The 26,020-nt window shown below is 73.6% G+C and carries 24 protein-coding genes and 1 other RNA gene; 13 read left to right on the forward strand and 12 right to left on the reverse strand.

The window, feature by feature from the left end; genetic code table 11:
• The first annotated feature begins 3 nt into the window (after window positions 1-3).
• Both BRM3_RS09170 and smpB read left to right on the forward strand, forming a co-directional pair.
• Entirely contained in the window at window positions 4-1,332 is a 1,329-nt protein-coding gene (locus tag BRM3_RS09170) for a murein hydrolase activator EnvC family protein (RefSeq protein ID WP_263593030.1), read from the forward strand.
• 175 nt (window positions 1,333-1,507) lie between these two features.
• Complete coding sequence (smpB, locus tag BRM3_RS09175) at window positions 1,508-2,017, forward strand: SsrA-binding protein SmpB (protein WP_263593031.1); 510 nt, start codon at window positions 1,508-1,510, stop codon at window positions 2,015-2,017.
• Between the two features lie 76 nt (window positions 2,018-2,093).
• Here smpB and BRM3_RS09180 read toward each other — a convergent pair whose 3' ends face one another.
• Window positions 2,094-2,666: a hypothetical protein gene (locus BRM3_RS09180; protein ID WP_263593032.1), complete on the reverse strand. Its 573-nt coding sequence runs from the start codon at window positions 2,664-2,666 to the stop codon at window positions 2,094-2,096.
• Between the two features lie 248 nt (window positions 2,667-2,914).
• Between BRM3_RS09180 and ssrA the strand changes: the two genes are divergently transcribed.
• Window positions 2,915-3,287, forward strand: a transfer-messenger RNA (tmRNA) gene (gene ssrA / locus BRM3_RS09185).
• Window positions 3,288-3,419: 132 nt separating this feature from the next.
• Here the strand turns inward: ssrA and idi are convergent.
• The 6 genes from idi to BRM3_RS09215 are packed head-to-tail and all read right to left on the reverse strand — an operon-like array spanning window position 3,420 to window position 7,623.
• Window positions 3,420-4,013, reverse strand: coding sequence for an isopentenyl-diphosphate Delta-isomerase (gene idi / locus BRM3_RS09190; RefSeq protein WP_263593033.1), 594 nt, complete (start codon window positions 4,011-4,013; stop codon window positions 3,420-3,422).
• A 37-nt stretch (window positions 4,014-4,050) separates the two neighbouring features.
• On the reverse strand, window positions 4,051-5,610 hold the full coding sequence (locus BRM3_RS09195; RefSeq protein WP_263593034.1) for an FAD-dependent oxidoreductase: 1,560 nt from the start codon (window positions 5,608-5,610) through the stop codon (window positions 4,051-4,053).
• Window positions 5,607-6,314: a class I SAM-dependent methyltransferase gene (locus BRM3_RS09200; RefSeq protein WP_263593035.1), complete on the reverse strand. Its 708-nt coding sequence runs from the start codon at window positions 6,312-6,314 to the stop codon at window positions 5,607-5,609. Before BRM3_RS09200 ends, BRM3_RS09195 begins: the two co-directional genes overlap by 4 nt.
• On the reverse strand, window positions 6,311-6,643 hold the full coding sequence (locus BRM3_RS09205; RefSeq protein ID WP_263593036.1) for a lycopene cyclase domain-containing protein: 333 nt from the start codon (window positions 6,641-6,643) through the stop codon (window positions 6,311-6,313). Before BRM3_RS09205 ends, BRM3_RS09200 begins: the two co-directional genes overlap by 4 nt.
• Window positions 6,636-7,007: a lycopene cyclase domain-containing protein gene (locus BRM3_RS09210; protein ID WP_263593037.1), complete on the reverse strand. Its 372-nt coding sequence runs from the start codon at window positions 7,005-7,007 to the stop codon at window positions 6,636-6,638. The genes BRM3_RS09205 and BRM3_RS09210 overlap by 8 nt, the downstream gene beginning before the upstream one ends.
• Entirely contained in the window at window positions 6,997-7,623 is a 627-nt protein-coding gene (locus tag BRM3_RS09215) for a MarR family winged helix-turn-helix transcriptional regulator (RefSeq protein ID WP_263593038.1), read from the reverse strand. Before BRM3_RS09215 ends, BRM3_RS09210 begins: the two co-directional genes overlap by 11 nt.
• A gap of 116 nt (window positions 7,624-7,739) precedes the next feature.
• On the opposite strand from BRM3_RS09215, the gene BRM3_RS09220 reads away from it, so the two are divergent.
• The 3 genes from BRM3_RS09220 to BRM3_RS09230 all read left to right on the forward strand — a co-directional run bounded on the left by BRM3_RS09220 (window position 7,740) and on the right by BRM3_RS09230 (window position 11,215).
• Window positions 7,740-8,825, forward strand: a complete 1,086-nt coding sequence (locus BRM3_RS09220) for a polyprenyl synthetase family protein (RefSeq protein ID WP_263593039.1) — start codon at window positions 7,740-7,742, stop codon at window positions 8,823-8,825.
• Window positions 8,826-8,906: 81 nt separating this feature from the next.
• Complete coding sequence (locus BRM3_RS09225; RefSeq protein ID WP_263593040.1) at window positions 8,907-10,136, forward strand: cytochrome P450; 1,230 nt, start codon at window positions 8,907-8,909, stop codon at window positions 10,134-10,136.
• A 113-nt stretch (window positions 10,137-10,249) separates the two neighbouring features.
• Complete coding sequence (locus tag BRM3_RS09230) at window positions 10,250-11,215, forward strand: phosphotransferase (RefSeq protein ID WP_263593041.1); 966 nt, start codon at window positions 10,250-10,252, stop codon at window positions 11,213-11,215.
• Between the two features lie 22 nt (window positions 11,216-11,237).
• Here BRM3_RS09230 and BRM3_RS09235 read toward each other — a convergent pair whose 3' ends face one another.
• Complete coding sequence (locus BRM3_RS09235; protein ID WP_263593042.1) at window positions 11,238-12,458, reverse strand: glycine C-acetyltransferase; 1,221 nt, start codon at window positions 12,456-12,458, stop codon at window positions 11,238-11,240.
• A gap of 68 nt (window positions 12,459-12,526) precedes the next feature.
• Window positions 12,527-13,591 carry an L-threonine 3-dehydrogenase gene (gene tdh / locus BRM3_RS09240; protein WP_263593043.1) on the reverse strand — a complete coding sequence of 355 codons (1,065 nt, stop codon included), beginning with the start codon at window positions 13,589-13,591 and terminating at the stop codon, window positions 12,527-12,529.
• 152 nt (window positions 13,592-13,743) lie between these two features.
• On the opposite strand from tdh, the gene hrpA reads away from it, so the two are divergent.
• The gene (gene hrpA, locus BRM3_RS09245; RefSeq protein ID WP_263593044.1) at window positions 13,744-17,691 is read left to right on the forward strand and encodes an ATP-dependent RNA helicase HrpA; all 3,948 of its coding nucleotides are present in this window, start codon (window positions 13,744-13,746) and stop codon (window positions 17,689-17,691) included.
• Window positions 17,692-17,838: 147 nt separating this feature from the next.
• Window positions 17,839-18,408 carry a hypothetical protein gene (locus BRM3_RS09250; protein ID WP_263593045.1) on the forward strand — a complete coding sequence of 190 codons (570 nt, stop codon included), beginning with the start codon at window positions 17,839-17,841 and terminating at the stop codon, window positions 18,406-18,408.
• An 18-nt stretch (window positions 18,409-18,426) separates the two neighbouring features.
• Here BRM3_RS09250 and BRM3_RS09255 read toward each other — a convergent pair whose 3' ends face one another.
• A complete protein-coding gene (locus BRM3_RS09255; RefSeq protein ID WP_263593046.1) occupies window positions 18,427-19,395 on the reverse strand; it encodes a DNA topoisomerase IB in 969 nt (322 codons plus the stop codon).
• Window positions 19,396-19,517: 122 nt separating this feature from the next.
• On the opposite strand from BRM3_RS09255, the gene BRM3_RS09260 reads away from it, so the two are divergent.
• Window positions 19,518-20,978, forward strand: a complete 1,461-nt coding sequence (locus BRM3_RS09260) for an NAD-dependent malic enzyme (RefSeq protein WP_263593047.1) — start codon at window positions 19,518-19,520, stop codon at window positions 20,976-20,978.
• On the opposite strand, the gene BRM3_RS09265 is transcribed toward BRM3_RS09260, so the two are convergent.
• Complete coding sequence (locus BRM3_RS09265; protein ID WP_263593048.1) at window positions 20,923-21,348, reverse strand: VanZ family protein; 426 nt, start codon at window positions 21,346-21,348, stop codon at window positions 20,923-20,925. The genes BRM3_RS09260 and BRM3_RS09265 overlap by 56 nt on opposite strands.
• Window positions 21,345-22,490: a serine hydrolase domain-containing protein gene (locus BRM3_RS09270; RefSeq protein ID WP_263593049.1), complete on the reverse strand. Its 1,146-nt coding sequence runs from the start codon at window positions 22,488-22,490 to the stop codon at window positions 21,345-21,347. The genes BRM3_RS09265 and BRM3_RS09270 overlap by 4 nt, the downstream gene beginning before the upstream one ends.
• Before the next feature lie 106 nt (window positions 22,491-22,596).
• Here BRM3_RS09270 and BRM3_RS09275 point away from each other — a divergent pair, with 106 nt between their 5' ends.
• The 4 genes from BRM3_RS09275 (at window position 22,597) to BRM3_RS09290 (ending at window position 25,961) form a co-directional block, all read left to right on the forward strand.
• Window positions 22,597-22,980: a DUF3039 domain-containing protein gene (locus BRM3_RS09275; RefSeq protein ID WP_263595434.1), complete on the forward strand. Its 384-nt coding sequence runs from the start codon at window positions 22,597-22,599 to the stop codon at window positions 22,978-22,980.
• Window positions 22,981-23,041: 61 nt separating this feature from the next.
• The gene (locus BRM3_RS09280; RefSeq protein WP_396126894.1) at window positions 23,042-24,859 is read left to right on the forward strand and encodes a DEAD/DEAH box helicase; all 1,818 of its coding nucleotides are present in this window, start codon (window positions 23,042-23,044) and stop codon (window positions 24,857-24,859) included.
• A 92-nt stretch (window positions 24,860-24,951) separates the two neighbouring features.
• A complete protein-coding gene (clpS, locus tag BRM3_RS09285) occupies window positions 24,952-25,263 on the forward strand; it encodes an ATP-dependent Clp protease adapter ClpS (protein ID WP_263593051.1) in 312 nt (103 codons plus the stop codon).
• Entirely contained in the window at window positions 25,263-25,961 is a 699-nt protein-coding gene (locus BRM3_RS09290; RefSeq protein WP_263593052.1) for a DUF2017 domain-containing protein, read from the forward strand. Before clpS ends, BRM3_RS09290 begins: the two co-directional genes overlap by 1 nt.
• Window positions 25,962-26,020: the final 59 nt, after the last annotated feature.

Consider the following 26,020-nt stretch of genomic DNA (forward strand, 5'->3'; position numbering starts at 1 on the left):
GCCATGGCACCCGTCGCCTTCCCGTCCCCCCGCATCCCCCTGGCCCGCCGCGCCCTCGCCGTCCTCGGCACGCTCGTGCTCGTCGCCTCCTCCGGCGTCGTGCTGGGCCCCGCGCCTGCGGCCCACGCCGAGGACAAGGACGACAAGATCAAGCGCAAGCAGGAGATCGATCAGCAGATCGAGGACCTGCGCGGTCAGCTCGCCGACGTCGACCAGGACCTCTCGGACACCTACCTCGCGCTCGCCCGGACGGAGCTCGAGATCCCCGACGCGCAGCAGTCCCTCGACGACGCCCAGACCGAGCTCGACGACGCCCGACTGGCCGACCAGCAGACCGGTGACCGCCTGACCGCCGCCCAGCAGGAGGAGCAGCGGCTCCAGGGCGAGAGCGACGACGGCCAGCAGGAGGTCGACCGCTCCGACGAGGAGATGCGGGAGGTCTCCCTCGACGCCTACAAGGGCGGCGGCGTGCCCAATCCCGCCACGGTCTTCCTCGGCTCGGCCGATCCGCAGGACGCGGTCGACCGCTCCATGAACTACCGCCTCACCCTCGAGTCCCAGGGCACCCGGCTCGACACCCTCCGCACCGATCAGTCGGTCACCGACAACGCGACCGACCGCCTGGGCGCCGTGCGCACCGAGATCGCCGATCTCAAGGTGCAGGCGGAGCAGGCCGTCGAGCGCAAGGAGGAGGCGGAGGAGGCCGCGCGCACCGCCAAGCAGACGCTCGACGACCTCTATTCCCAGCAGACCCAGCAGAAGACGGACCTCGAGGACAAGAAGACCCAGTACGAGGGCCAGGAGACCGACCTGCAGGGCCAGTCCACGACGCTCGACTCCGAGATCCAGGAGCTCACCCGCACCGAGCGCGAGGCCGCCCAGGCAGGCACGCCCACCCGGACCGTGCCGGACAACGGCGGGACCGGTGGGGCGAGCGCCTCGGGCTTCATCCGCCCGGTGCCCGGCACGATGAACTCCACCTTCGGCTGGCGGTACCACCCGATCTACCACACCCGGAAGTTCCACGCGGGCGACGACTTCCCCGTCGCGTGCGGCACCCCCGTGCACGCCGCCCAGGACGGGCAGGTGATCAAGGAGACCACCGGCACGGCCGCCGGCAACAAGGTGATCGTCAGCCACGGCGTCATGAACGGCAAGGTCATGACCACCTCGTACCACCACCTGCAGAAATTCGCGGTGCCCGAGGGCACGAGCGTCAAGCGCGGCGACGTGGTCGGCTACGTCGGCACCACCGGCTCCTCGACCGGGTGCCATCTGCACTTCGAGGTCCACGAGGACGGCACCCCGGTCGACCCCGCCGGCTACGTCTGATCGCACCCGATCGTGCGGTCCGCGTCGTGCGCCCTGAGCGGAGCGGCCCGAAAACCGGTTCCCCGTTCCCGAGGTGCACCGTAGAGTGGAGCGTCCCCGGAACGTCGGGCGCTCCCGCGATGCTCGCGGAGCGCGCCGAGCCGGGGGTCGGCCGGTCGGAGCGAGAGGAGAGACGATGTCCGCGGCGAACAAGGGTGCCAAGAAGTCGTCCAGTGCGAGCGACGGCCCCGACAAGAAGCTCATCGCGTCCAACAAGAAGGCGCGCCACGACTACCACATCGACGACACCTACGAGGCCGGCATCGTCCTGACCGGCACCGAGGTGAAGTCCCTGCGCGACCGCGGGGCCTCCCTCGTCGACGGGTTCTGCTACATCGACGGCGGCGAGGTGTGGATGGAGGCCGTGCACATCGCCCCGTACGTCAAGGGCACCTGGACCAACCATGCGGCCCGTCGCAAGCGCAAGCTGCTGCTGCACAAGACGGAGATCGCCAAGCTCGCGGGCAAGTCCCGCGAGAAGGGCTACACGCTCGTGCCGCTCGAGATGTACTTCCTCGGCTCGCACGCCAAGGTCGTGGTCGGCCTGGCCCGCGGCAAGAAGGAGTACGACAAGCGCCAGACGCTGCGCGAGCAGCAGGACATGCGCGAGGCCCAGCGGGCCATGCGCCGCCGCGAGCTCGTCTGACCCCGGCTCGTCCGACTCGTCCGGCCCTGGCTCGTTCGACGGACGGCCGGGCCCGCAGGCCGGGCGGAGGTCGCTCTCAGGCCGGCTGGGCCACGGCCTGCAGCCGGGAGACGACCTGGCGGGCCGCGGCGAGCTGATCGGCGGACGCGTCGAGCCCCTCCCGGATCGCGAGCGCCCGTCGCGCGTCCTCGAGGGCGGCGTCGGCGAGGCGCTGGGCCCTCACGGGGCGCTCGGCCGCCGCGGCCACCATCGCGTGCTCCGACCTGCTCGTGGCCCGGTGCAGCAGCACGGTCGCGAGCGCCAGGAACGAGCTCGTGGCCATCGGGTCCTCGCCCAGGCCGGTCTCCTCGGCCGCCCGTGCGAACTCCTCGTCGGCCTGCTCGAAGCGCCCCTGCCACTGCAGCACCTGGGCGTAGCGCGCCCGGCGCACGGCCCGGGTGACCGGGTGCAGGCCGGGCTCGGCGAGGCTCTCGTGGCCCGCGCGCTCGGCGTCGTCGAGCCGGTCGACCATGCGCAGGTAGGCGACCGCACGCGGATCCCCGCGGTGCTCATCGCACCAGCGCGAGAGAGCGGCCGGATCGGCCACGCGCTCGCGGAGCGTCACCGGATCGATCTCGATCCGGATCCCCTCGACCTCGAACGCGCTCATGCCCCCCATTGTGGGCGCAGGCGGCACGCTGCGGCGCGTCATGGCGTCGCTGATCACGCCGACCCCTCCGCCAGGGGCGAACGGATAACCCCTTGGGCGTGCCCGCCCCGGGCGCTAGACTGGACGCACGTGGCCGGGGCGTCCACCTCCTCTCGCGAGGAGCGACGGCGATCCGGATTGACAACAGAACATCGAGTGCAGAGGCAGCGTCCGCGCTGCCGCAGTAGTGCCACTGTTTTTCCACGCTCGGGGACGATCGGTTTCGACGGTAGTTGTCCAGCAAGGGGAAGCGGGCCGAGGATCCCAGGTCATCTCGTCAACGCTCCTGGGAAACCAATAAGTGCCGAACCCAAGCGCACTGACTTCGCTCTCGCCGCCTGATAGCCGCGACAGCAGTCTGGAACCCCGGGATTGCTCCTGACCCGGATCGTTCCATCATCTAAGGAGCCACTGCTTCCATCCTTCGTCATCGAGGATGGGTGAACACCTCAGAGTGACTGAGTCCGTCGGCGACGCGTCAGCACGAGCGCCGGGACTGAGAAGACGTCATTGCTGACTGCGCCCGGAGAAGCCCTGGCTTCGCACTATCGGACGCGGGTTCGATTCCCGCCGTCTCCACGATGCACTCGATACGGAAAGGCCCCCTCACCTGCGCTGATGCGCGGGGGAGGGGGCCTTTTCCCGTTCCCGGCGCCCACCGGGTGCGCGCACGGCTCCCGATCCTCATGCGCGGCTCCGGGGCCGCGGCCCCGCTCATCCCGCCCGCAGGTGCTCGACCAGCTCGGGATGCGCGAGTTGGTCCAGCAGCCACGGGCTCAGCAGGAACGGCAGGTCCCGCGCGGTGCGGGCGAGCTCCTCGACCCCGCACCAGGCCGCGTCCGCGACCTCGTCGGGATCGGGCCGCGGCAGACGGTCGGGGTCCCCCGCGTAGTCGACCACGTAGACGGGGCAGACCTCGTTCTCGACGATCCCGCTCGTGTCCACGGCTCGGTACCGGAAGCGCGGCAGCACGAGCCGCGGTGCGGAGACGAGGGCCGGGTCGAGCTGGAGCTCCGCATGCGAGCGCCGTGCGATCGCGGCCGGGAACGACTCCCCGGGCCCGGGGTGCCCGCAGAACGCGTTGGTCCACACGCCGGGCCAGGTGGCCTTGGCCAGAGAGCGGCGGGTCAGCAGCACCCGGCCGTCGCGCGAACGCAGGTGCACGGAGAAGGCCAGGTGCAGCGGGGTGTGCGCGGAGTGCACGGTCGCTTTGGGTGCGGTGCCGATCACCTCGTCCTTCGCGCCCAGCAGGAGCACGACCTCCGATGCGCCGTGCGCACGAGAGGCCCGGGAGTCGGTGCTGGTCATGTCGTCGATCGGGGGTCTCCTCGTCATCGCTGTCGTCTCATCGCTGTCGTCGTCCTCGCCGTGCTCCGTGCGTGCCGCCGCGCCCGCGCAGGACGCCCCGTAGCGGCACGCTCCAGTAGTCCTGGCCCGCGACGCCCCAGCGGGAGAGCAGGGTGTTGGCGGCCTGCACCCCGGTCAGGGCGGCCCGTTCCATGAGGGCGACCGGCTCATCGGTGCGCAGCCAGTCACCGGCGAGCACGACGCGCTCGTCGGGGGACCGCACGGTGGGGCGCTCGGCCCAGGGCGAGGTGCCGATGAGCGGGCAGTCGTCGTGCACGATCCACTCCTCGTGCACGGCCGAGGCGCGGGCGAGCTCGGGGTGCAGGCGCAGCAGCTGGTGCCACAGCTCGCGCCGCAGCGCGGTCGGGTCCTGCGCCTCGGCCTCGTGCAGGGCGTAGGCGTGCAGCTCGAGCACGCTGCCGCCGTGGGCGGCGCTCCAGCGCGCCGCGGTCGCCTCGAACCGTTCGAGCACCGACACGTTGTCGAGGGGGCCGTATCCGCTCGTCCCCAGGAAGGCGGGAGCGGCCGCGGCGACGGGCAGGTCCAGCCACAGCCGCCAGACCGCGAACGGCGGGGCGTTGCGCTGCGACCGGATCCGGCGGCGCCACGCGTCGGAGTCGCGCGTCGGGCCGGGCATGGTGTCCAGCAGGGCGCGGGCGCCGCGCGGATCGGCCGCGATCACGACCGCGTCGACCTCGAAATCGTCCGTCTCGCCGGTCACGTGGACGGCGTCGGCCGCAGGGCGCACCGCGACGACGCGCGTTCCCGTGCGCGCCCGGGCGCCGTGACCGCACAGCGCCGCGATCAGCGGGTCCCACAGCGCCGGGGAGTACGCGTCGACGGGCACGTCGAAGACGAGGCCCTCGGCCGAGCCCATGAAGTACGTGTGGAACATGCCCACCAGCTCGCCCGCGGAGAACTCGGCGGGGTCGGCGAAGAAGGAGCGCGCGAAGACCTCGAGGGCGAGGTGGCGCGCATCGTGCGGGAAGCGCAGCTCGTCGAGCAGCGTCTGGGCGCTCACGCCGTCGTACCGGGAGAAGGTGGCGGGGAAGTCGGCGCGCAGGAGCGCGAGCGCGGCGGGCACGTCGACCCGGGCGAGCTGGCGCACGGGGAAGCTGCGGCTGCGCAGCGCGAACGCTGCGACGCTCAGCGGCGGGGTGCGGGGGATGCCGCGGAATGAGTCGCGGGGCCCTCCGGCGAGCTGGAGCGGATAGTCGCCGATGCCGGTGAGTGCGGACCCCGAGGGATCGCCGCGCCGCAGCAGCGCGCGCAGCGTGTAGTACTGGCGGAAGAAGGCGTGGAAGCCGCGGCTCATGGAGCGGCCGTCGCCGAGGTCCCATGAGCGGGCCCGGCCGCCCCACGTGTGCTCGCGTTCGACGAGGTCGACGTCGACGCCGCGCTCGGCGAGCACGGTCGCCGCGGCGATCCCGGCGATGCCGCCGCCGATCACGACGACCCGTCGCCCCTCGGCCCGCTCCGCGCCCGCCGGGGCGCGGTGCAGGACGGCGCGCCGGTCGCGGCCGGGGCGCGGCACGCTCGTCATGGTCCTGCGGCTCATGTCTGCTCCGGTCGTCGCGCGATCACGGTGTGCAGGATCCCGCGCTGCCACGAGGATCCGTGGTGCACCTCGAGCACCTCGAGACCGGCCGCGTCCATCCGCGCGCACCAGACCTCGACGCCCTCCATGTCCCGCACGCTGCGCCACAGGTAGCGGAACAGCCGGGTGTCGCGCAGCACGAGCGCGGCGAGCGGCACGATCACGAGCCAGCACACGGCGTCCCAGACGCGCGCGCTCCGCCAGGAGCCGGCGACGGTGTAGTCCTGGACGGCGAGCACACCGCCGGGGACCAGCTGATCCCGGATCGAGCGGAGCACGCGGTCGCGCTCGGCGGCGGGCACGTTGCGCAGCAGGTAGGCGGCCAGGCACACGTCGAACGGCGCCGACGGCGCGGTGACGGTCTCGTCGCCGGCCAGGCCGACGGCGAACTCGACGCGCCCGGCGGGCCACTGCTTGGCCCGCGCCTGCTCGATCATGCCGTGAGCTGCGTCGACGCCGAGGATCCGGGCCTCCGGGGCCGCCCCGAGCAGGGCACGGGTCGACGCGCCCGTGCCGCAGCCGAGGTCCAGCGCACGACGCGGCCGGCGGTGGCGCACCAGGCGCTCGGCCGCGAGGCGGAGGTGACGGTGGTACCCGGGGTCGGCGCCCACGAGCAGGTCGTAGCGTCGCGCGCCCGCGGTGAACAGGTCGCTGAGCGTCGTCATCGCCCCTCCTCCGTGCGGCGGCCGCGCGGGGTGCGCGTCACCCGCAGCCACAGCGCGATCGTCAGCGTGACCATCGCGAAGCCGAAGCCGAAGTCCTCCACGGGGATGTCCCACGGGAAGCGCACGCCGAGCGTCATCGCGGGGTCGTACAGCACGATCGGGGCGTCGAGCTTGGTCAGCCAGCCGTCCACGAGCACCTGGAAGCCGAGCACGATGACCATGCTCACCCAGTACGCGAGCATCCGGAACAGGCCCGTGCGCAGCACGAACAGCTCGAGCGCGACGACGGCGACCAGGGCGACCGCCGTGAGGACCGTGTACTCAGGCATCGCCGCGTCCCCCGTCCCGCGCCCTGTCGTCGGCGCGCGCCGTGCGCAGGGCGGACCATCGCGCGAGCAGGGTCCGCACCGCCTCGAAGGTGAGCAGACCGCACAACGGGATCACGACGAAGAAGGCGAGCTCCTCGAGCGGCAGGGAGCCGGGCAGCTCGATCCCGCTGATCCGAGCCGGCTCGTACCACCAGTGCCCGCGATGGATGCCCAGCAGGTCCCACGCGCCGAACACGAGCACGACGGGTCCGATCGCCAGGAGCGCGGCGAGCGGGCGGCGATAGACGCGGGCTCCGAGCACGAACTCGAGCGGCAGCGTGATCAGCACGCAAGCCCCGAGCAACAGCAGGTACTCACCGTGCATCCGCGGCGCCCCCGTCCGACCCGGGCTCGGGGCTCGCGATCTGCTCGGGCTCGCGCGCCCCGTGCTCGTCGCCGAGCGACATCTCGTGCGCGGTGTCCTCGAGGAAGCGGATCACCGTCTCGCGCTCGGCGGCGCTCAGACGCCGCGCGGCCCGGAAGCGTCCGGCGTGCCGACGCCCCACCGTCTCCATGGCGACCTCGCGCGTGGCCGGGGTGCAGCGGATCGCGAGCGCGCGCCGATCGGTGGGGTGGCGGTGGCGGGTGATGTGCCCCGCGCGCTCGAGACGGTCCAGCAGCTTGGTCGTCGAGGCGGTCGAGATGCCGAGGTGGGACGCCATCGCGCCCGCGGTGACGATCTCCCCCCGGTGCTCGGCGGCGATCAGGTAGTGCAGGGCGCGCATGTCGGTGCGCTTGAGCTTCATGTACCGCTCGGAGGCGCGCGCCACCTCGTCCTCCACGCGGCGCAGCGCGGCGAAGGCGGCCATCAGGTCCTCGATCCTGCGCGTGTCCGCCTCGGAGAGACCCGACCGGTCGGTCAGCACCGAGTCCGGATCCGTCGAGGCCAGGTCATAGAGGCGCCACGACGGGGATGCGCTCCGTGCCGCCTGTGCGTCCATGCCGCAACCCTACTGAACAACTGCGCCATTCCGTATAGAATATAGCCAAGCTAAGTAATTTGGTCCCGGATCGCGCTCGCGCCGGCCGGGACGCCGACGGACGAGGAGGCACGGGCATGCAGGCCGTCCCCGATCTCGCCGAGACCACGGCGCCGGCCCTCGACGAGAGCCTCTCGGCCGAGATCGCCCAGCTCATGCAGCCCGGTGCCGCGCGCATGCGGACCCACGGCCCCGAGGCCGCCGAGCTGTGGGACGAGGCCGTCGCCGCGCTCGCCGGCGGCAAGCGGATCCGCCCGCGCCTGCTCGTGGAGACCTACGACGCGCTCGCCCCCGAGGGTGCGGCGCCCGCCCCCCGAGCACTCGCGCTCCGCGTCGCGGCGACCCTCGAGATCCTGCACGTCGCCCTCCTGCTCCACGACGACGTGATCGACGGGGACCTCACCCGGCGCGGCCGGGACAACCTGATCGGCTCCCTCCACCGTCGCACCGCGGCCCGCGACGACGAGCACAGCCTGCACCGTGCCCGCAGCGCGGCGATCCTGGTGGGCGACCTCCTGCTCGCCCTGACCCATCAGAGCCTCGCGCGCCTCCCGCTCGCGACCGCGCGTCGCACGAGCCTGCTCGACCTGCTCGACGACGCCCTGTGCGAGACCGTGGCCGGGGAGTTCCTCGACGTGTCCCTCGCCGACGGGGCGCTCGACCCCGACGTCTCGACCGTCCTGGAGATGACGCGCTCGAAGACCGCCGCCTACTCCGTCGAGCTGCCGCTGCGCTGGGCCGCGGTCCTCGCGGACGCCGATCCCGCGACCGGGTGGGCGCTCGCGCGCGTGGGCCGCCATGTCGGCCTGGCCTACCAGCTCCAGGACGACGCCCTCTCGGTCTTCGGCGACGCGGCGTGCCACGGCAAGGACCCCTTCTCCGACCTGCGCGAGGGCAAGGAGACCGCGATCATCGCCTATGCCCGCACGACCGGGGCATGGGAGGGGATCCGTCGGCACCTGGGCGCCCCCGACCTCACCGAGGAGCAGGCGCTGACCCTGCAGCGACTGCTCGTCGACTGCGGGGCCCGGCGCCATGTCGAGGCGCTCACGGCGATCGAGATGCGGGCCGCCCGAGCACTCCTGGCCGACGGCGCGCTCCCCGTCCGCGCCCGTCCCGTGCTCGACCGCCTCCTGGACCGCCTCGAGGACCGAGCGGCCTGAGCATGCGGCGCGTACCGTGAGAAGACGTCCGCGCACCGTGGGCCCCGACGGCCGCGCACCCCGTCGTCCCCAGGAGGCCGTATGAGCGGCGTCGACCGTCGTCGGTCGCATCGGCCCGGCGAGGCGACCGGGCCCCGTCTCGAGCACGACGGACGGCGCTGGCGGATCCGCTCGCTCGCCGCGGCCCGCCAGGTGCTGCGGGCCCGCGGCGCCACCACCCAGGCGGGCTTCACCGCCGAGGCGATCCCCACCGCCTTCCTGCGCCACCATCCGATCCTGCTGTCCGACGGCCCCGGGCACGACGACCAGCGTCGCGCCGTGGGCCGCTTCCTCGCGCCCGCCGTGGTCGAGGAGCGGTGGGCGCCGGTCATGGCCGCGAGCGCGGACGAGCTCGTCGGCGCGACCCTCGAGGCAGGGACCTGCCGCCTGGACCAGCTCGCCCTGCACTTCAGCGTCGACGTCGCCCGCCGCATCGTCGGGCTCACCGAGGCGCCGCTCGAGGCGATGTCGGCCCGCCTCGTCACCTTCATGCGCCAGCCGCCCTTCGACCTCGCCGCGCCGCACTGGGGCCGCACCCGGCGGCAATGGGCCTCGGCCGGGCTCAACGCCCTCGTCCCCCTCGTCCGCTTCCACGTGCGCGACGTGCGGCCCGCCCTGCGGGCCCGACGCCGCGCCCGGCGCGACGACATCATCAGCCATCTTCTCGACAGCGGCTACGGCGAGGCCGACATCCTCGTCGAGTGCGTGACCTATGCCACCGCCGGCATGATCACGACCCGCGAGTTCATCGCCATGGCGTGCTGGCACCTGCTGGCCGACGACGCCCTGCGCGAGCGCTACCGCACCGCCGGGAGGACCGAGCGCCTCGCGATCCTCGCCGAGATCATCCGGCTCGAGCCCGTCGTCGGCCATCTCCACCGTCGCGTGCGCGAGGACCTCGAGGTCGACGACAGGGAGGCGAGGGCCGCGATGCGCCCCGGGGAGCTGGCCGACCTGTGCATCCGCGACGCTAACGCCGACCCCGAGGCCGTCGGCCCGGACCCCCTCGACCTGTGCCCCGGGCGGCCGATGCCGCCCGGCGTCGGCGCGACCGGGCTCAGCTTCGGCGCGGGCGCCCACCGCTGCCCGGGCGAGCACCTCGCCCTCGCCGAGACCGACGTGCTGCTCACGCGGCTGCTCGCGTGCGACGTGCGCCTCGACGGCGAGCCGCGCCTGGGCTGGGTGGACCTCGTGGAGGGGTACACGGTGCGCGACATGCGTCTCGTGCTCGGCCCCCGTCCGACCCGCGACGGCGCCGTCGAGCGGCCCTGAACCGCGCCCGCGCCGGCGACACGCATCGATCGATGCGTCGGGGCGCCCGATGAGACGCAGTCGACGCGGTCGAGCCGTCGCGATCGGCGCGCGGTCGTCGCTAGCGTGGACGCGTGCCTCTCCCCGTCTTCCCGGACCCTCCCCGCCTGTTCGCGCCGACCCTCCCCGGTGCGGACCGCATCGTCGGCGCCGACGACATCGAGACCCTGCTCGCGAGGCTCGACCCCGAGCCCGGCGTGCACCTCTCGAGCATCGCCTGGACCCCGGCGCCGCTGCGCATCGGCGAGGGGTGGGACAACACGATCTGGGACGTCGGCTCGCTGTACGACGGCACCCCGCTGGCCCTGCGCGTCGCCCGCCGCGCGAGCGCGGTCGCGCTGCTGTCCCGCGAGATCGTCGTGCTGCGCCTGCTCGCGCCGCGGGCCGCGCAGCTGCCCATGGCGATCCCCGCGATCCTCGCGACCGGCCACGCCGCCGCCCTGCACCCCTGGTTCCCCGGCCGCGATGCCTCCCTCGGCACCGCCGCCGAGCTCACCTGGGCGGGCGAGCTGCTCGCGCGCACCCTCGCCGGACTGCACACCCCCGCCCCCGGCGGCCTCGACCGCAACCCCGTGCGCGGGGTGCCGCTGCGCGAGCGGGACGAGGCCTTCCACCTCGACCTCGTGCGCGTGGGCCTGCCCGCGGAGCTCGCCGCCCGCGCCCGCGAGGCGTGGCGGGCGGGCGTGGCCGCCCCGGACTGGACGGGAGGCGACCTCCTGCTGCACGGCGATCCGCATCCGGCCAACGTCGTGCTGCCCGACGGCGCCGGGCCGGCCGCCCTGATCGACTTCGGCGACACCACGCCCGGCGACCCCGCGGGCGACCTCGGCGGCCTGCTCGAGTTCGGCCAGGCCGAGCCGCTGCTCGCGGCCTACCGTGCCGCCGCCACCTGGACGGGCGTCGACGACGACGCCGTCTGGGGCGCCGCCGTCGCGCGGGCCCGCGGCTGGGCCGCGCGCTACGCCGTCGCGAAGCTCACCGCGTACCCCGCCGACAGCCCCCTGGGGCGCGTCGCCCTCGGCACCCTCGCCCGGCTCTGAGACGCGCCGCGCCGGCGCGGGGTCACGCGCCCGCGCCGACCTCCTCGCGGGCCGCCACGAAGGCGCGCACCGCCGTCTCGACGTCCTCGGCCGAGTGCGCGGCCGACAGCTGGACCCGGATCCGGGCCCGGCCCTGCGGCACCACCGGGTAGGAGAACGCCGTCACGTACACGCCGTGCTCGAGCATCGCGTCGGCCATGCGCCCGGCGAGCGCCGCGTCGCCGAGCATGACCGGGACGATCGCGTGCTCGCCCTCGAGCAGCTCGAAGCCCTCCTCGCCCATGCGGCGCCGGAACAGCGCGGCGTTGTCGAACAGCCGGGCGCGCAGCTCGCCGCTCGTGGCCACGAGCTCGAGCGCCGTGAGGGTCGCCGCGACGATCGAGGGGGCCAGCGAGTTGGAGAACAGGTAGGGCCGTGCCTTCTGCCGCAGCATGTCCACGATCTCCTGGCGTCCCGAGACGTAGCCGCCGCTCGCCCCGCCGAGGGCCTTGCCGAACGTGCCCGTGTAGATGTCCACGCGGTCGGACACCCCGAAGTGCTCGGGGGTGCCCGCACCGGTCCGGCCCATGAAGCCGACCGCGTGGGAGTCGTCGACGAGCACGAGCGCGCCGTACTCGTCGGCGAGGTCGCAGATCCCCGGCAGGGGCGCGAGATACCCGTCCATCGAGAACACGCCGTCGGTCACGATGATCGTGCGGCGCGGACCGGCGCCGTCGCGCATCGCCCCGGCGGCCTCGAGCTGGGTGCGCAGGTCCTCGAGGTCGGCGTTGCGGTAGCGCAGCCGCGCCGCCTTGCACAGGCGGATCCCGTCGATCAGCGAGGCGTGGTTGAGCTCGTCCGAGATGATCGCGTCCTCGGGGCCGAAGAGCGACTCGAACACGCCGCCGTTGGCGTCGAAGCACGAGGAGAACAGGATGGTCGCCTCGGTGCCCAGGAAGGCGCTCACGGCCTGCTCGAGCCGGAGGTGCAGGTCCTGGGTGCCACAGATGAAGCGCACCGAGGCCATGCCGAAGCCGCGGTCGTCGAGGGCCCGCTTCGCGGCGGCCACGATCTCGGGGTGGTCGGCCAGCCCCAGATAGTTGTTCGCGCAGAAGTTCAGCACCTCGACGCCCGCGCGCCCGGCGGCGGCCGCCTCGATGTGGGCCGACTGCGGGCTCGAGATCGTGCGCTCGTGCTTGTACGTGCCGGCGTCGCGGATCGCGTCGAGCTCGGATGCCAGCTGGTCCTTCAGATCGGAGTACATGGGGTCCTTCCGGGTCGGGGGCGCCGCAGGGGCGAGGTGGGGAGGGCGGTCGCGCGCGGGCGGCCGGGTCAGTCGAGCCGTTCGAGGTCGAGCAGCACCTTGCCGCCGCTGCCCGAGCGGGCGATCTCGTAGCCCTCCTCCCAGCGCCGCAGCGGCAGCACGTCGGTCACGGTCGCGAGCACCCGGTCGCGCAGGACGGGGCTCGTGGTGGTCATGGCGCTCATCGCGAACCAGGTCTCGAACATCTCGCGGCCGTAGACGCCCTGGAGCGTGAGCATGTGGGTGATGACGGTGGTCCAGTCGATCTCGAACTCGCGCGAGGGCAGCCCCAGCAGCGCGATCTTGCCGCCGTGGTTCATGTTGGTGATCATCTCCTGCAGCGCCGAGGCCTGACCGGAGATCTCGAGCCCGACGTCGAAGCCCTCGCGCATGTCGAGCTCGCGCTGGGTCTGGCGGATCGAGGTCGCCGAGACGTCGACGGCGACGTCGACCCCGGCCGCGCGCGCCATCTGGAGCCGGTGCGCGGCGACGTCGGTCACCGCGACGTGGCGTGCGCCGGCGAAGCGCGCGACGGCCGCGCACATGAGCCCGATCGGGCCGGCACCTGTGATGAGCACGTCCTCGCCCACGACCGGGAAGGTCAGCGTCGTGTGCACGGCGTTGCCGAGCGGGTCGAACAGGGCACCCAGCTCCGGGGAGATGACGTCGGTGCGGCCGTCGTGCTCGTGGACCCACACGTTCGAGCGCGGGATCACGAGGTACTCGGCGAACGCGCCGTCGCGCTGCACGCCCACGCTGCGCACGTGGATGCACATCTGGCGCCGCCCGGCCCGGCAGTTGCGGCAGATCCCGCACACGACGTGGCCCTCGCCCGAGACCCGGTCGCCGCACCGCACGTCGGGCACCTCGTCGCCGACCTCGACCACCTCGCCGTAGAACTCGTGGCCCGGGGTGAAGGGCACCGTGTCGCACATCGAACGGCCCGAGGCGTCCCAGGCCAGGATGTGCAGGTCCGTGCCGCAGATGCCCGCGCGCATCACCCGGATCTTCACGTCATGGGGCCCGCACGTCGGCTCGGGCAGGTCGACCAGCTCGAGGCCGGGTCCGGCATGGGTCTTGCGCAATGCACGCATCGGCGTCTCCTCGTGGGGCGTCCTCGGCGAAGGGGAGAGGGGCTGACCGGATCGCGGTGCAGGCCCCAGGCCGCCAGCCTAGATCCTGCGCGTGTTCGCGGACGACGAATCGACGAGGCGCCGCCGCGCCGCGCGCCCTAGAGTGGAGCCCCATGAGCCGACGTCAGCGGGGGGCACCCGGCACCGATGCGCCGGGCCCCGACCAGGCGGCCCCGCTCGCGATCACCTTCCCTCCCGATCTGCCCGTGTCCCAGGCGCGCGAGGAGATCGAGGGCGCGATCCGGGACCACCAGGTCGTCGTCATCGCCGGCGAGACCGGTTCCGGCAAGACCACCCAGCTGCCCAAGATGCTGCTCGAGATGGGCTACGGCGCCCGGGGCGCCCTGATCGGCCACACCCAGCCGCGCCGCATCGCCGCCCGCAGCGTCGCCCAGCGCATCGCCGCCGAGCTCGGCCAGCGCCTCGGCGAGGGCGTCGTCGGCTACCAGGTGCGCTTCACGCGCGAGACGGGGCGCGGCACCCGCCTCAAGCTCATGACCGACGGCATCCTGCTCGCCGAGATCCAGCACGATCGGCTCCTGCGACGCTACGACGCGATCATCATCGACGAGGCCCACGAGCGCTCCCTGACCATCGACGTGCTGCTCGGCTATCTCAGGCAGATCCTGCCCGAACGGCCCGACCTCAAGGTCATCATCACCTCGGCCACGATCGACCCCGAGCGCTTCGCCGAGCACTTCGCGACGCGCGACGCCGACGGCACCGTGCACCCCGCGCCGGTGCTCGAGGTCTCCGGCCGCACCTATCCCGTCGAGATCCGCTACCGGCCCCTCGTGCTCGAGCCCGAGGTCGACGAGGACGACGAGCTCGAGGACATCCACTCGGTCGAGCGGGACCTCACGGGCGCCATCACCGACGCCGTCGACGAGCTCGCCGCCGAGGGCCCCGGCGACATCCTCGTGTTCCTCCCCGGCGAGCGGGAGATCCGCGAGATCTCCGACGCCCTCACGGCACACCTGAACACGGGGCGCGGCGGCAGCCTGCCCACCGAGGTGCTGCCGCTGTTCGGACGGCTCTCGGCCGCCGACCAGCAGAAGATCTTCTCCCCGCGGACCCAGGGCACGGTGCGCCGCATCATCCTGGCCACCAACGTCGCCGAGACCTCCCTGACGGTGCCGGGCATCTCCTTCGTGATCGACTCGGGCCTCGCCCGCATCTCGCGCTACTCCCAGCGCACCCGCGTGCAGCGCCTCCCGATCGAGCCCATCAGCCAGGCGAGCGCGAACCAGCGCTCCGGCCGCTCCGGGCGCACCCACCCCGGCGTCGCGATCCGCCTGTACTCCGAGGAGGACTTCGCCTCCCGCCCCGAGTTCACCGAGCCCGAGATCCTGCGCACCTCGCTCGCCGCGGTGGTCCTGCAGATGACCGCGCTCGGGCTCGGCGACGTCGAGTCCTTCCCCTTCGTCGAGCCGCCCGCGACCCGCGCCATCACCGACGGCGTGCGCCTGCTCGAGGAGCTGCGCGCGATCACCGCGGACCCCGCCGCCCCCGGCGGCCGCCGCCTCACCGAGATCGGGCGCACCCTCGCCCGCTTCCCGCTCGACCCCCGCATGGCCCGCATGCTCATCGAGGCCGACCGGCTCGGCGCGCTGCGCGAGGTGCTCGTGATCGTCGCGGGCATGTCGATCCAGGACCCGCGCGAGCGCCCGCTGGGCCAGGAGCAGCAGGCCAAGGAGAAGCACCGCCGCTTCGAGGACCCGACGAGCGACTTCCTGGCCTACCTGAACCTGTGGAACCACCTGCGCGAGCGCCGCGACGCGCTGTCCTCCTCCGCCTTCCGCCGCGAGGTGCGCTCGGAGTTCCTGCACTACCTGCGGATCCGCGAATGGCAGGACCTCCACTCCCAGCTCAAGGACATGGCCAAGGACGCCGGGCTGCACGCCTCGGACACCCCCGCCTCCCCGGTCGCGATCCACCAGTCGCTGCTCGCCGGGCTGCTCAGCCACGTCGGCCTCTACGAGGACCGCACGCGCGAGTACTCCGGGGCCCGCGGCGCCCGCTTCGCGCTGTGGCCGGGATCGGCGCTCGCCCGCAAGCGCCCCGACTACGTGATGGTCGCCGAGCTCGTCGAGACCTCCCGGCTGTGGGGCCGCACCGCGGCCCGCATCGACCCCGCCTGGGTCGAGGAGGTCGGCGCGCACGTCCTGCGACACTCCTACTCCGAGCCGTTCTGGTCCTCCAAGCGCGCGAGCGCCATGGCCCACGAGAAGGTGACGCTGTACGGCGTGCCGATCGTCGCCGACCGCGTCACCGGGTACGGTCGCATCGACCCCGCGACGAGCCGCGAGATCTTCCTCCAGAAGGCCCTCATCGAAGGGGACTGGCGCACCCGCCACCACTTCTTCCGCGACAACGCCGCGCTCATCGAGGAGCTCTCCGAGCTCGAGGCCAAGTCCCGTCGCCGCGACCTGCTCGTGGGCGACGAGGCCCTGTTCCGCTTCTACGACGAGCGGATCCCCGCGACCGTCGTCTCCGGGCGCCACTTCGACTCGTGGTGGAAGAAGCAGCGGCACGTGACCCCCGACCTGCTCACCCTCACCGAGGCGGACCTGCTGTCCGAGGAGGCCGCCGACGAGGACCTGCAGGCCGCCATGGCCCGCGACTTCCCCGACACCTGGGTCCAGGGCGACCTCACGCTGCCGCTGACCTACGCCTTCGCCCCCGGCGACGCCCGCGCGCAGGCCGCCGGCCCGGCGCGCGGCGCCGCCCTCGACGGCGTCACCGCGACCATCCCGCTGGCCGTGCTCAACCGCGTGCGGCCCCGCGGCTTCGACTGGCTCGTGCCCGGCCTGCGCACCGAGCTCATCACCGAGCTGATCCGCTCGCTGCCCAAACCGGTGCGCCGCCACCTGGTGCCCGCCCCCGAGCGGGCCAAGGCCGTCGCGCTGGCCCTGCACGACGACGACCCCGACGCGGGCGAGCCGTTCCTCGAGGCCGTCGCCGACGAGCTCGTGGCCCTGCCCGGGGTGCCCGACGACCTCCCGCTGTACGGCGAGGAGTTCGACGTCTCCAAGCTGCCCGCCCACCTGCGCATGCACTTCTCGGTCGTCGACCCGCACGGCAAGGAGGTCGGTCGCGGCGACGACCTCGCCGCGCTCGCCGCCCGCCTGGCCCAGCGGGTGCGGACCACGGTCCAGACCCAGGGCGACGACCTCGCCCGCACCGACGTCCGCGAGTTCCCGCGCGACGGCGTGCCCGCCGTCCACGAGTCCCGCGCCCACGGGCTCACGGTCACCGGGTACCCCGCGCTCGTGGCCCGCCGACGTGCCGACGGCACCGACGAGCGCGTGGACCTGCGGGTCCTCCCGAGCGCGGACGAGGCGCGCCTGGCCCATCACGGCGGGGTGATCGCCCTGATCGACCGGACGCTCGGCACCGCCGAGCCCTCGGCGCTCGCCGCCGTGCTGAACTCCCTGCCCAACCCCACCAAGCTCGCCGTCGCCTCCTCGCCCTACGCGAGCACCCCGGCGCTCCTGGCCGACGCCTCCCGCGCCGCGACCGAGCACCTCGTCGGCACCGCCGAGCCGCGCACCCGGGAGGCCTTCGACGCCCTGGTCGCGAGCGTCCGCGAGGGCCACCGCGAGCTCGCCGCACGGGCCGTGCGCGAGGCCGCCGGGGCGCTCGCGGTGCACGCCCGGCTGTCGAAGTCCGTGTCCCGCGTGACGTCGCTCGCCGTGCTCGGCCAGCTCACCCAGATCCGCGACCACGCCGCGTCGCTCGTCGGCGACGGCTTCATCTCCCGGGTCGGCGTCGAGCACCTCGGCGACCTCGAGCGCTATCTCAAGGCCGACGAGGTGCGGCTCGACAAGCTCCAGGACAACCCCGCCCGGGACGCGAGGCTCGCGTGGCAGGTCGCGGACGTCGAGCAGCTGTGGGAGCGCGCCCGCTCCCGGCTGGCCCCCGCCCGCCTCGTCGACCCCGACGTGCGGGCGATCCCCTGGATGATCGAGGAGTACCGGGTGAGCCTGTTCGCGCAGACCCTCGGCACCCGCCAGAGCGTGTCGGACACGAGGATCCGCAAGGCCGTCGCCGAGCTGTGACCCCGTGCACCCGGGGGGTTCACAGGAAGAGCGCAGGCCGGTAACGTCGCCGACCCACACGGTGCCTCGCGCACGAACCGATCCGTGACCCTGCGGTCCCTTCCCCCTTCGCAGCCCGTGGGAGGTCACCTCTGGAGTGATTCCCCGATGTCCCTCACCCGCCGCCACCTCCTGCTCGCGGGAGCCCTCGGCTCCCTCTCCCTCGGCGTGGCCGCGCCCGCCATGGCCGACGAGGCCTTCTCCCGGGCGTTCCTGACCGCCCCCGAGGACCGCTCCGGCTGGGACCCCGGCGCCCCCACCGACACCCAGCGGGAGAACGCCCGCCTCATCATCGCCGTCGGCAAGGGCTACGGCGTCCCCGCCTACGGGGCGATGATCGCCCTGTCCACCGCGATCGTCGAGTCCTGGCTCTACAACCGCGACACCGTCACCGACGGCACGTCCGGCGGCATGTTCCAGCAGCAGACCAGCCAGGGCTGGGGGAGCGCGGCGCAGGTCCGCGACAAGCTGGCCGCGACCCGGGCCTTCTACGGGGTCGCCGACCACACGCCCAACCCCGGCCTGCTCGACGTCTCCGGCTGGGAGGACCTCGCGATCGGCGACGCCGCCCAGCGGGTGCAGCGCTCGGCCTACCCCGAGCGCTACGAGGACCATGCGGCCGAGGCGATCGACCTGTACGACGCGCTCGCCGCGGACGTCGCCCCCTTCACGGGCTGACCGGCGCCTGGCCTGCGCTCAGCGCAGCAGGCGCAGGATCGCCTTCTCGCGCGAGCCGCGCAGATCGATCGTCTCGCCCTCCTCGAAGCGCGAGAACACCTCGGGATCGATGTAGCTCGAGCGCGCGACCGCGACCGTGTTGCCGAGCGCCTCGGCGACCTCGGCCACGGCAGCCCGCTCCGCCGCCGCCCGCTCGCGGGCCGAGCCCACGTCCCGCGCCCGCGCGAGGGACGTGGCCGCCAGGATCGTGCCGTGCAGGGTGCGGAAGTCCTTGGCGGTGAACTCGCCGCCCGTCGCGCCGCGCACGGCGTCGTTGAGATCGCGATCGTGCAGGGGATGCACGCCTTTGCCGTCGCGGAACGCGAGCAGTCGCGACGCCCCCGAGCGGTGCGAGCGCAGCTCGGCGAGGCAGCGCGCGAGGTCCCGGTCCTCGAGGGTCACGTCGAAGCGCTGCCCCGACTTCGCGGGGAAGCGCAGACGGATGGCGCCGGAGTCCCCGTCGACCGTCGCATGACGCACGAGCAGCGTCATCAGCCCCCGCGTGCCGCGCTCGTCGGCGTAGGTGTCCCCGCCGGCTCGGATCGCGACGAGGTCGAGCATGCGCAGCGCCGCCGCGAGCACCCGCTCGCGGCCCAGCCCGGGCTCGCCCAGGTCGCGCGTCACCTGGCGGCGCAGGGAGGGCAGCGTCTCGGCCAGGTCGAGGGCGCGCTCGTGCTTGAGGCGCTCGCGGCGCTCGCCCCACTCGTCGTGATAGCGGTACTGCGTGCGCCCCGCGTCGTCGATCCCCGTCGCCTGGATGTGCGCGAGGGGATCGGCGGCGATCCACACGTCGGTCCAGGCGGGCGGCAGGACGAGCGCGAGCGCCCGCTCCCGGTCCTCGGCCGACACCGCGCGGCCGTTGTCGTGCACGAAGGACCAGCCGCGGCCGCGGCGTCGCCGCCGGATGCCGGGATCGGTGCCGGGGTGGGCGGTGCGCAGGCGTGCCATGGCCGGACGCTACACGGCCCCGGCCCGAGCCCGGCGTGCACTGTCCAGGCGGTAGGGAGCGGCGGCGCGCGGGTGGCCCGCGGTCATGTCGCGACGCGATCCCCCTCGTTACGATGTGCAGCATGTCACCTGCGCCATCGGTCAGCTATTCCATCACCGTCCGCCTCGAGTTCGACGCCCACTCCGCCGCGGTCAGCGAGATCACGAGCTGCATCGAGGAGCACGGCGGCTCGGTCACCGCGCTCGACGTCTCGGCCTCGGGCCCCCAGCGCATGCGCGCCGACGTGACCGTCATGACCGCGGGCAACGAGCACGCGATGGAGGTCGTCGAAGCCCTCCGCGACCTCTCGGGCGTCGAGCTCGGCAAGGTCTCCGACCGCACCTTCCTGGCCCACCTGGGCGGCAAGCTCACGGTCGAGTCGAAGGTGCCGATCCGCCACCGCGACGACCTCTCGATGGTCTACACGCCCGGCGTGGCGCGTGTGGTCAAGGCGATCGCGGAGAACCCCGACGACGCCCGCCGCCTGACCATCAAGCGCAACACCGTCGCGGTCGTCTCCGACGGCTCCGCGATCCTGGGCCTGGGCGACCTCGGCCCGCTCGCCGCGATGCCCGTCATGGAGGGCAAGGCCGCGCTGTTCAAGCGCTTCGCCAACATCGACGCGTTCCCCATCTGCCTCGACGCCCACTCGGTCGACGACATCGTCTCGCACGTCAAGGCCATCGCTCCCGTGTTCGCGGGCATCAACCTCGAGGACATCTCCGCCCCCCGCTGCTTCGAGATCGAGGACCGGCTGCGCAAGGAGCTCGACATCCCCGTCTTCCACGACGACCAGCACGGCACCGCCATCGTGGTGGTGGCCGCGCTGCGCAACGCGCTGCGGGTCGTCGGCAAGGAGCTCGAGACCTCGCGCATCGTGCTCTCGGGGGCGGGGGCCGCCGGCACGGCGATCCTGCGCCTGCTCCGCGCCGCGGGGGCGCGCGACATCGTGGTCACCGACATCCACGGGATCGTGCACGAGGACCGCGAGCAGCTCGACGGCCGCCTGCCGTGGATCGCGGAGGTCACCAACCCGCGCGGCCTCACCGGCACGCTGCAGGACGCGATCCGCGGCGCCGACGTGTTCATCGGCGTGTCCGCGGGCAACATCCTGACCGCCGACGACGTCGCCACCATGGCCGACCGCTCCATCGTGTTCGCGATGGCCAACCCGACGCCCGAGATCGACCCGGCCGAGGCCGCGAAGCACGCCGAGGTCGTCGCGACCGGCCGCAGCGACTTCGCCAACCAGATCAACAACGTGCTCGCGTTCCCGGGGGTGTTCCGCGGGCTCCTGGACGCCCACGCGCGAGACGTCAACGACCGGATGCTGCTCGCGGCGGCCGAGGCGCTCGCGGACGTCGTCTCCCCGGACGAGCTGAACCCGACCTACATCGTGCCGAGCGTGTTCAACGAGCGCGTCACCAAGTCCGTCGCGTCCGCGGTCGAGCGTGTGGCGCGCGAGGACGCGGGCACCGTCGACGCGATCACGGGCGCGATGCGGGTCGTGTACGCCGACGAGATCGTGATGCCGACCGACTGACACGACGCTCGACCCACCACACGAGCACGCCGAGGACCACGCCGATCGAGTCGGCGAGCACGTCGGTGCCGTCCATGCTGCGATGCGGGAGCAGGGCGCCCTGGACGACCTCGATGAGCACGGCGTGCACGACACCGGCGATCGCGACCCATCCCATCGGGAAGCGCCGCTCGGGCGCGAGCACCCGGCCGACCGCCCACACCGTGAGGGCGAACACGCCGAGATGGAACACCTTGTCGATGCCCGGGAAGCTCACCCCGCCCACGCCCGATGGCGCCTCGGGCAGGTAGAAGCCGATGTTGAGCACGAGGGCGACCACGAGGACGACGACGCGGTCCGGCCGCAGGTCGAGACCGCGCAGGGCGCTCATGCCCCCGCCCCCGCGATCGCGAGGCGGGCGATCTCCCGGCGCGCCCCGACCACGGTGAAGCGGTCCCGGCGCGGATGCACGCGGTTGGTCGCGAGCACCGCCACGGTCCCGCCGACCGGATCGGCGGCGATCGAGGTGCCCGTGAAGCCGGTGTGGCCGACCACGCGGGGCAGCACCTGCCCGTCCGGCAGCTCCTGGCCGACGCGGAGCCCGAGACCCTGGCGCCAGGGCGCCCCGGTGGGCACGGCGTCGCCGAGCTGATCGGTGCTCAGGAGGCGACGGGTCGCCGCGGTCAGCCGCAGCCGCTCGGCGGTCCCGGCGAGCACGCGCCCCAGCGCGAGCAGATCGTCCACGGTCGCGAACAGCCCGGCGTTCGCGGCCCCCGAGCCCGGCTCGCGCGAGAGGCTCCACGCGGTCTCGTCGTGCACCTCGCCGCGCACGAGCCCGCGCGGCGGGTCGTCCTCGTACTCGGTCGCCGCGCACCGCCCGACGTCGGGCGGCGCCACGTGCCACGTCGCGTCGCGCGCGCCGGCCGGATCGAGCACGCGGCGGCGGGCCAGGGCCGGCAGCTCCTCGCCCCCGAGCGTCTCGAGGACCATGCCCAGCAGCAGGAAGCCGATGCACGAGTACTCATGGGCACGGCCGGGTTCGGACCGCGGCACGGCGTGACGGATCGCCGTGCGGCGTGCCTCGCGCCCGCCGGGGACGCGCCACAGCGGAAGCGTCGCGGGCAGCCCCGCGGTGTGGGTCAGCAGGTGCCGCGCGGTCAGGCGGACGTCGGGCACGGGCGCGCCGAGCACCTCGACGACGGGCGCGTCCGGGTCGAGCAGGCCGTCGTCGACCAGGGTGGCCGCGACGAGCGTGGTGACCACCTTGGTCACCGAGGCGAGGTCGAACAGGGTGTCGCGCGTGACCGGGGCCGCCACGGGATCCTCCGGCGGCAGGAGCTCGCCGTCGGCGGTGAACAGGGCGGTGGTGCCGCGTGCGACCACGTGCGGCGGGCCGTCGGGACGGGCGATGGCCGCGACGACCGCCGAGGCCCCCTCCGCCCGGCCGTCGCGGGCGCCCGCGACGAGGCCGTCGGCGAGGGCCTCGAGGCCGGGGACCGGATCGTCGACGGTAGAGGGAGCGGCGGAGGTCATGGGCTCATCGTCCCAGACCCGGGCCGCCCAGGGCCCAGCGGCTAGGATCGACGCGACCGTACGCCGACCAGAGGGAGGCACGATGGCACACCTCGCCAGGGGCGTCATGTCCTCGACATCAGACCCGTCGCACACCGATCCGTACCGCGAGCAGCCCGGCGCCGCCCCGGGATCGACCGCCGTGCTCGACCGGGAGACCAAGGAGCGCGAGCAGACCGCCGACCCCGGCGACCACGACCGCTTCGCCCACTACGTGCGGCGTGACCGCATCACCCAGGCCACGCTCGACGGCACCCCCGTGATCGCCCTGTGCGGCAAGGTGTGGGTGCCCGGGCGCGACCCGAGCAAGTACCCCGTGTGCCCGGAGTGCAAGGAGATCTACGAGGGCCTGCGCGATCCTCAGGACGGCGGGCCCGGATCCGGCGGCGGCTCGGGCGACGGCAAGAGCGGCCGCGGCGGCTTCCGCGGCTTCTTCGGAGGACGTCGCTGACGGAGTTCTCACATCCGCGCGACCGCGCCCCGGTGCCTCGGCACCGGGGCGCGGCGCTATCGTGGTCGGCGCTGTGAATCCACTCCCTCTGCATCCCGGAAGCGACCCCCAGCGCCCCTCCGAGGCGGCTGCGCAGTCGCTGCCTCCCGCCTACCCCGAGCGCGCCGCGTGGGGCACGGCCCCCAAGCTGCGCGCCTGGCAGGCCGAGGCTCTCGAGCTCTACCGCGATCGCTCCCCGAAGGACTTCCTCGCGGTCGCGACCCCCGGCGCCGGCAAGACCACCTTCGCGCTCCAGGTCGCCGCACGCCTGCTCGCCGAGGGCGTCGTGCGGCGCATCACCGTGGTCGCCCCCACCGAGCACCTCAAGGCGCAGTGGGCGGACTCCGCGGCGCGCGTCGGCATCGCCCTCGACCCGAACTTCACCAACGCCCAGGGCACCCACGGCTCCCACTACCAGGGCGTCGCGATCACCTACGCCCAGGTCGGGGCCAACCCGGCACTGCACCAGGCGCGCACCGAGGCCGAACGGACCCTCGTGATCCTCGACGAGATCCACCACGCCGGCGACGCGCTCACCTGGGGCGACGGCGTGCGCGAGGCCTTCGACCTGGCGACCCGCCGGCTCGCCCTGACGGGCACGCCGTTCCGCTCGGACTCCTCGCAGATCCCCTTCGTCACCTACGAGGAGGACGGCGAGGGCTTCCTGCGCTCGAAGGCCGACTACACCTACGGCTATCGCGAGGCGCTGCGCGACCACGTGGTGCGCCCCGTCCTGTTCATGACGTACTCCGGGCGCATGCACTGGCGCACCAAGACCGGCGACGAGGTCTCCGCGCAGCTCGGCGCCGCCGAGACCAAGGACGTCACCCAGCAGGCGTGGCGCACCGCGCTCGACCCCCGGGGCGAGTGGATCCAGGCCGTGCTCACGGCCGCCGACCGCCGCCTGACCGAGGTGCGGCGCCACGTGCCCGACGCGGGCGGCCTCGTGATCGCGACCGACCAGACCACCGCGCGCGCCTACGCCGCGACGCTCGAGAGCATCACCGGCCGCCCGACCACCGTCGTGCTGTCCGACGACGCCGGCGCCGGGCGCCGGATCGAGGCGTTCTCCGTCTCCCAGGACCGCTGGATGGTCGCCGTGCGCATGGTCTCCGAGGGCGTCGACGTCCCGCGCCTCGCCGTGGGCGTGTACGCGACGTCGACGGCCACCCCCATGTTCTTCGCCCAGGCCGTGGGGCGCTTCGTGCGCTCGCGGACCCGGGGCGAGACGGCGACGGTGTTCCTGCCCTCGGTGCCGATCCTGATGGCCCACGCGGCCGCGATGGAGGCCGAGCGCGACCACGTCCTGGACCGCCGCCCGGAGGCGGGCGACGAGCTGACGGGCCTCGACGAGTCCCTGATCGCCCAGGCCAATCGGGAGGAGAAGGCCTCCGACCAGATGGAGCTGTCCTTCGAGGCCCTCGAGTCCGAGGCCTCGTTCGACCGCGTCATGTTCGACGGCGGCGAGTACGGGGCCGGCGGGGTCGTGGGCAGCGAGGACGAGCAGGAGTTCCTCGGCATCCCGGGGCTGCTCGACGCGGACCAGATGACCACCCTGCTGAAGTCCCGCCAGGCCGACCAGCAGGCGCGGCGGGCCCGCGGCGGCGCCGCCGACGCCGACCGCGAGGTGCCCGTCATGGACCACCGGCGCCTCATGGACCTGCGCAAGGAGCTGTCCTCCCTCGTGTCGGCGTGGGCCAAGAAGTCGGGCGTGCCGCACGGGCAGGTCCACTCGACGCTGCGGTCGCGCTGCGGCGGCCCCGCGGTCCCGCAGGCGAGCGCCGACCAGATCCAGGCACGGATCGACACCGTGCGCGGCTGGTTCGTGGGACGCCGCTGACGCCGCCCCGTTCGTCAGGGGCGCTTCGTAGAATCGAGAGGGACGGCCGGGCCACGGTCGCGCCGACGACAGGATCGAGGAGGAGGCCGACGATGCAGCAGAGCACCCCGCGGCGCTCCACCGCCGAGCGCCCGTCCGTCGACGTGCTCGAGAGCACGGGCGCCGAGGGCCCCTGGGCGACCGTCGTCTGGAACGACCCCGTGAACCTCATGAGCTACGTGGTCCACGTGTTCCGCACTCATTTCGGCTACACGCGCGCCCGCGCCGAGCACCTCATGCTCCAGGTCCACCAGGAGGGCCGTGCGATCGTCTCCGAGGGCTCCCGCGAGGCCGTCGAGGCCGACGTGATGGCGATGCACGGTTACGGCCTGCGGGCCACGATGGAACGGACGTCGGAGAGCTGATGGCCTACGAGTTCGTGCGTCGCGCCGACGGCCTGGTCATGTGCCGCCTCGACCCGCAGGAGAAGGCGGTCGTCGCCCAGGTCGCGCAAGAGGTCTCCGATCTGATCCGGGCGGATCTCGGCATCGGCGCGCAGCCGCCGCGGGTGCAGCAGGCCGCCGCCTCCGACGATCCGCTCGAGCGCCTCGAGGCGGAGTTCGCGGCGAGCGGCCCGCGCGCGCCCTCGGACACGGCCGTGCAGCGCCTGTTCCCCGCGGCCTCGGAGGAGGCCGAGCTCGCCGCCGAGTTCCGTCGTCTCGGCCAGCAGGACCTCGCCGAGTCCAAGCTCCGCGCGCTCGGCATCGTGCAGCGGTCGATCGACGGCGCCGGCCCGATCCGCGCCGAGATCGTGCTGGACCCGGAGTCCTCGGCCGCGTGGCTCACGGCCCTCAACGACATGCGCCTGGTCCTCGCCGATCGTCTGTCGCTGCGCCGCGACGACGACATCGAGACCCTCCGCATGCTCCGGCAGATCGAGAACGACGCCGACCTCTCCGACGTCCCGGGCGCGCCCGGCACGTCCCTCGCCGAGGAGCACGAGGGCGAGGACGAGGAGTCCACCGTGGCCGGCCCGGACCTCGTGCTCGCCGTGTACGACCTGCTGACCTGGCTCCAGGAGTCGCTCGTCGGGGTCCAGGCCCACGACGATCCGGAGCGCTGAGCGCCCGGCGCCCCGGCCGCCGGTCCCGGGGAGCGTCGACGGAGCCGGGCGCGTGAACA

This window comes from Brachybacterium huguangmaarense (genome assembly GCF_025725725.1).
Taxonomy (GTDB): domain Bacteria; phylum Actinomycetota; class Actinomycetes; order Actinomycetales; family Dermabacteraceae; genus Brachybacterium; species Brachybacterium huguangmaarense.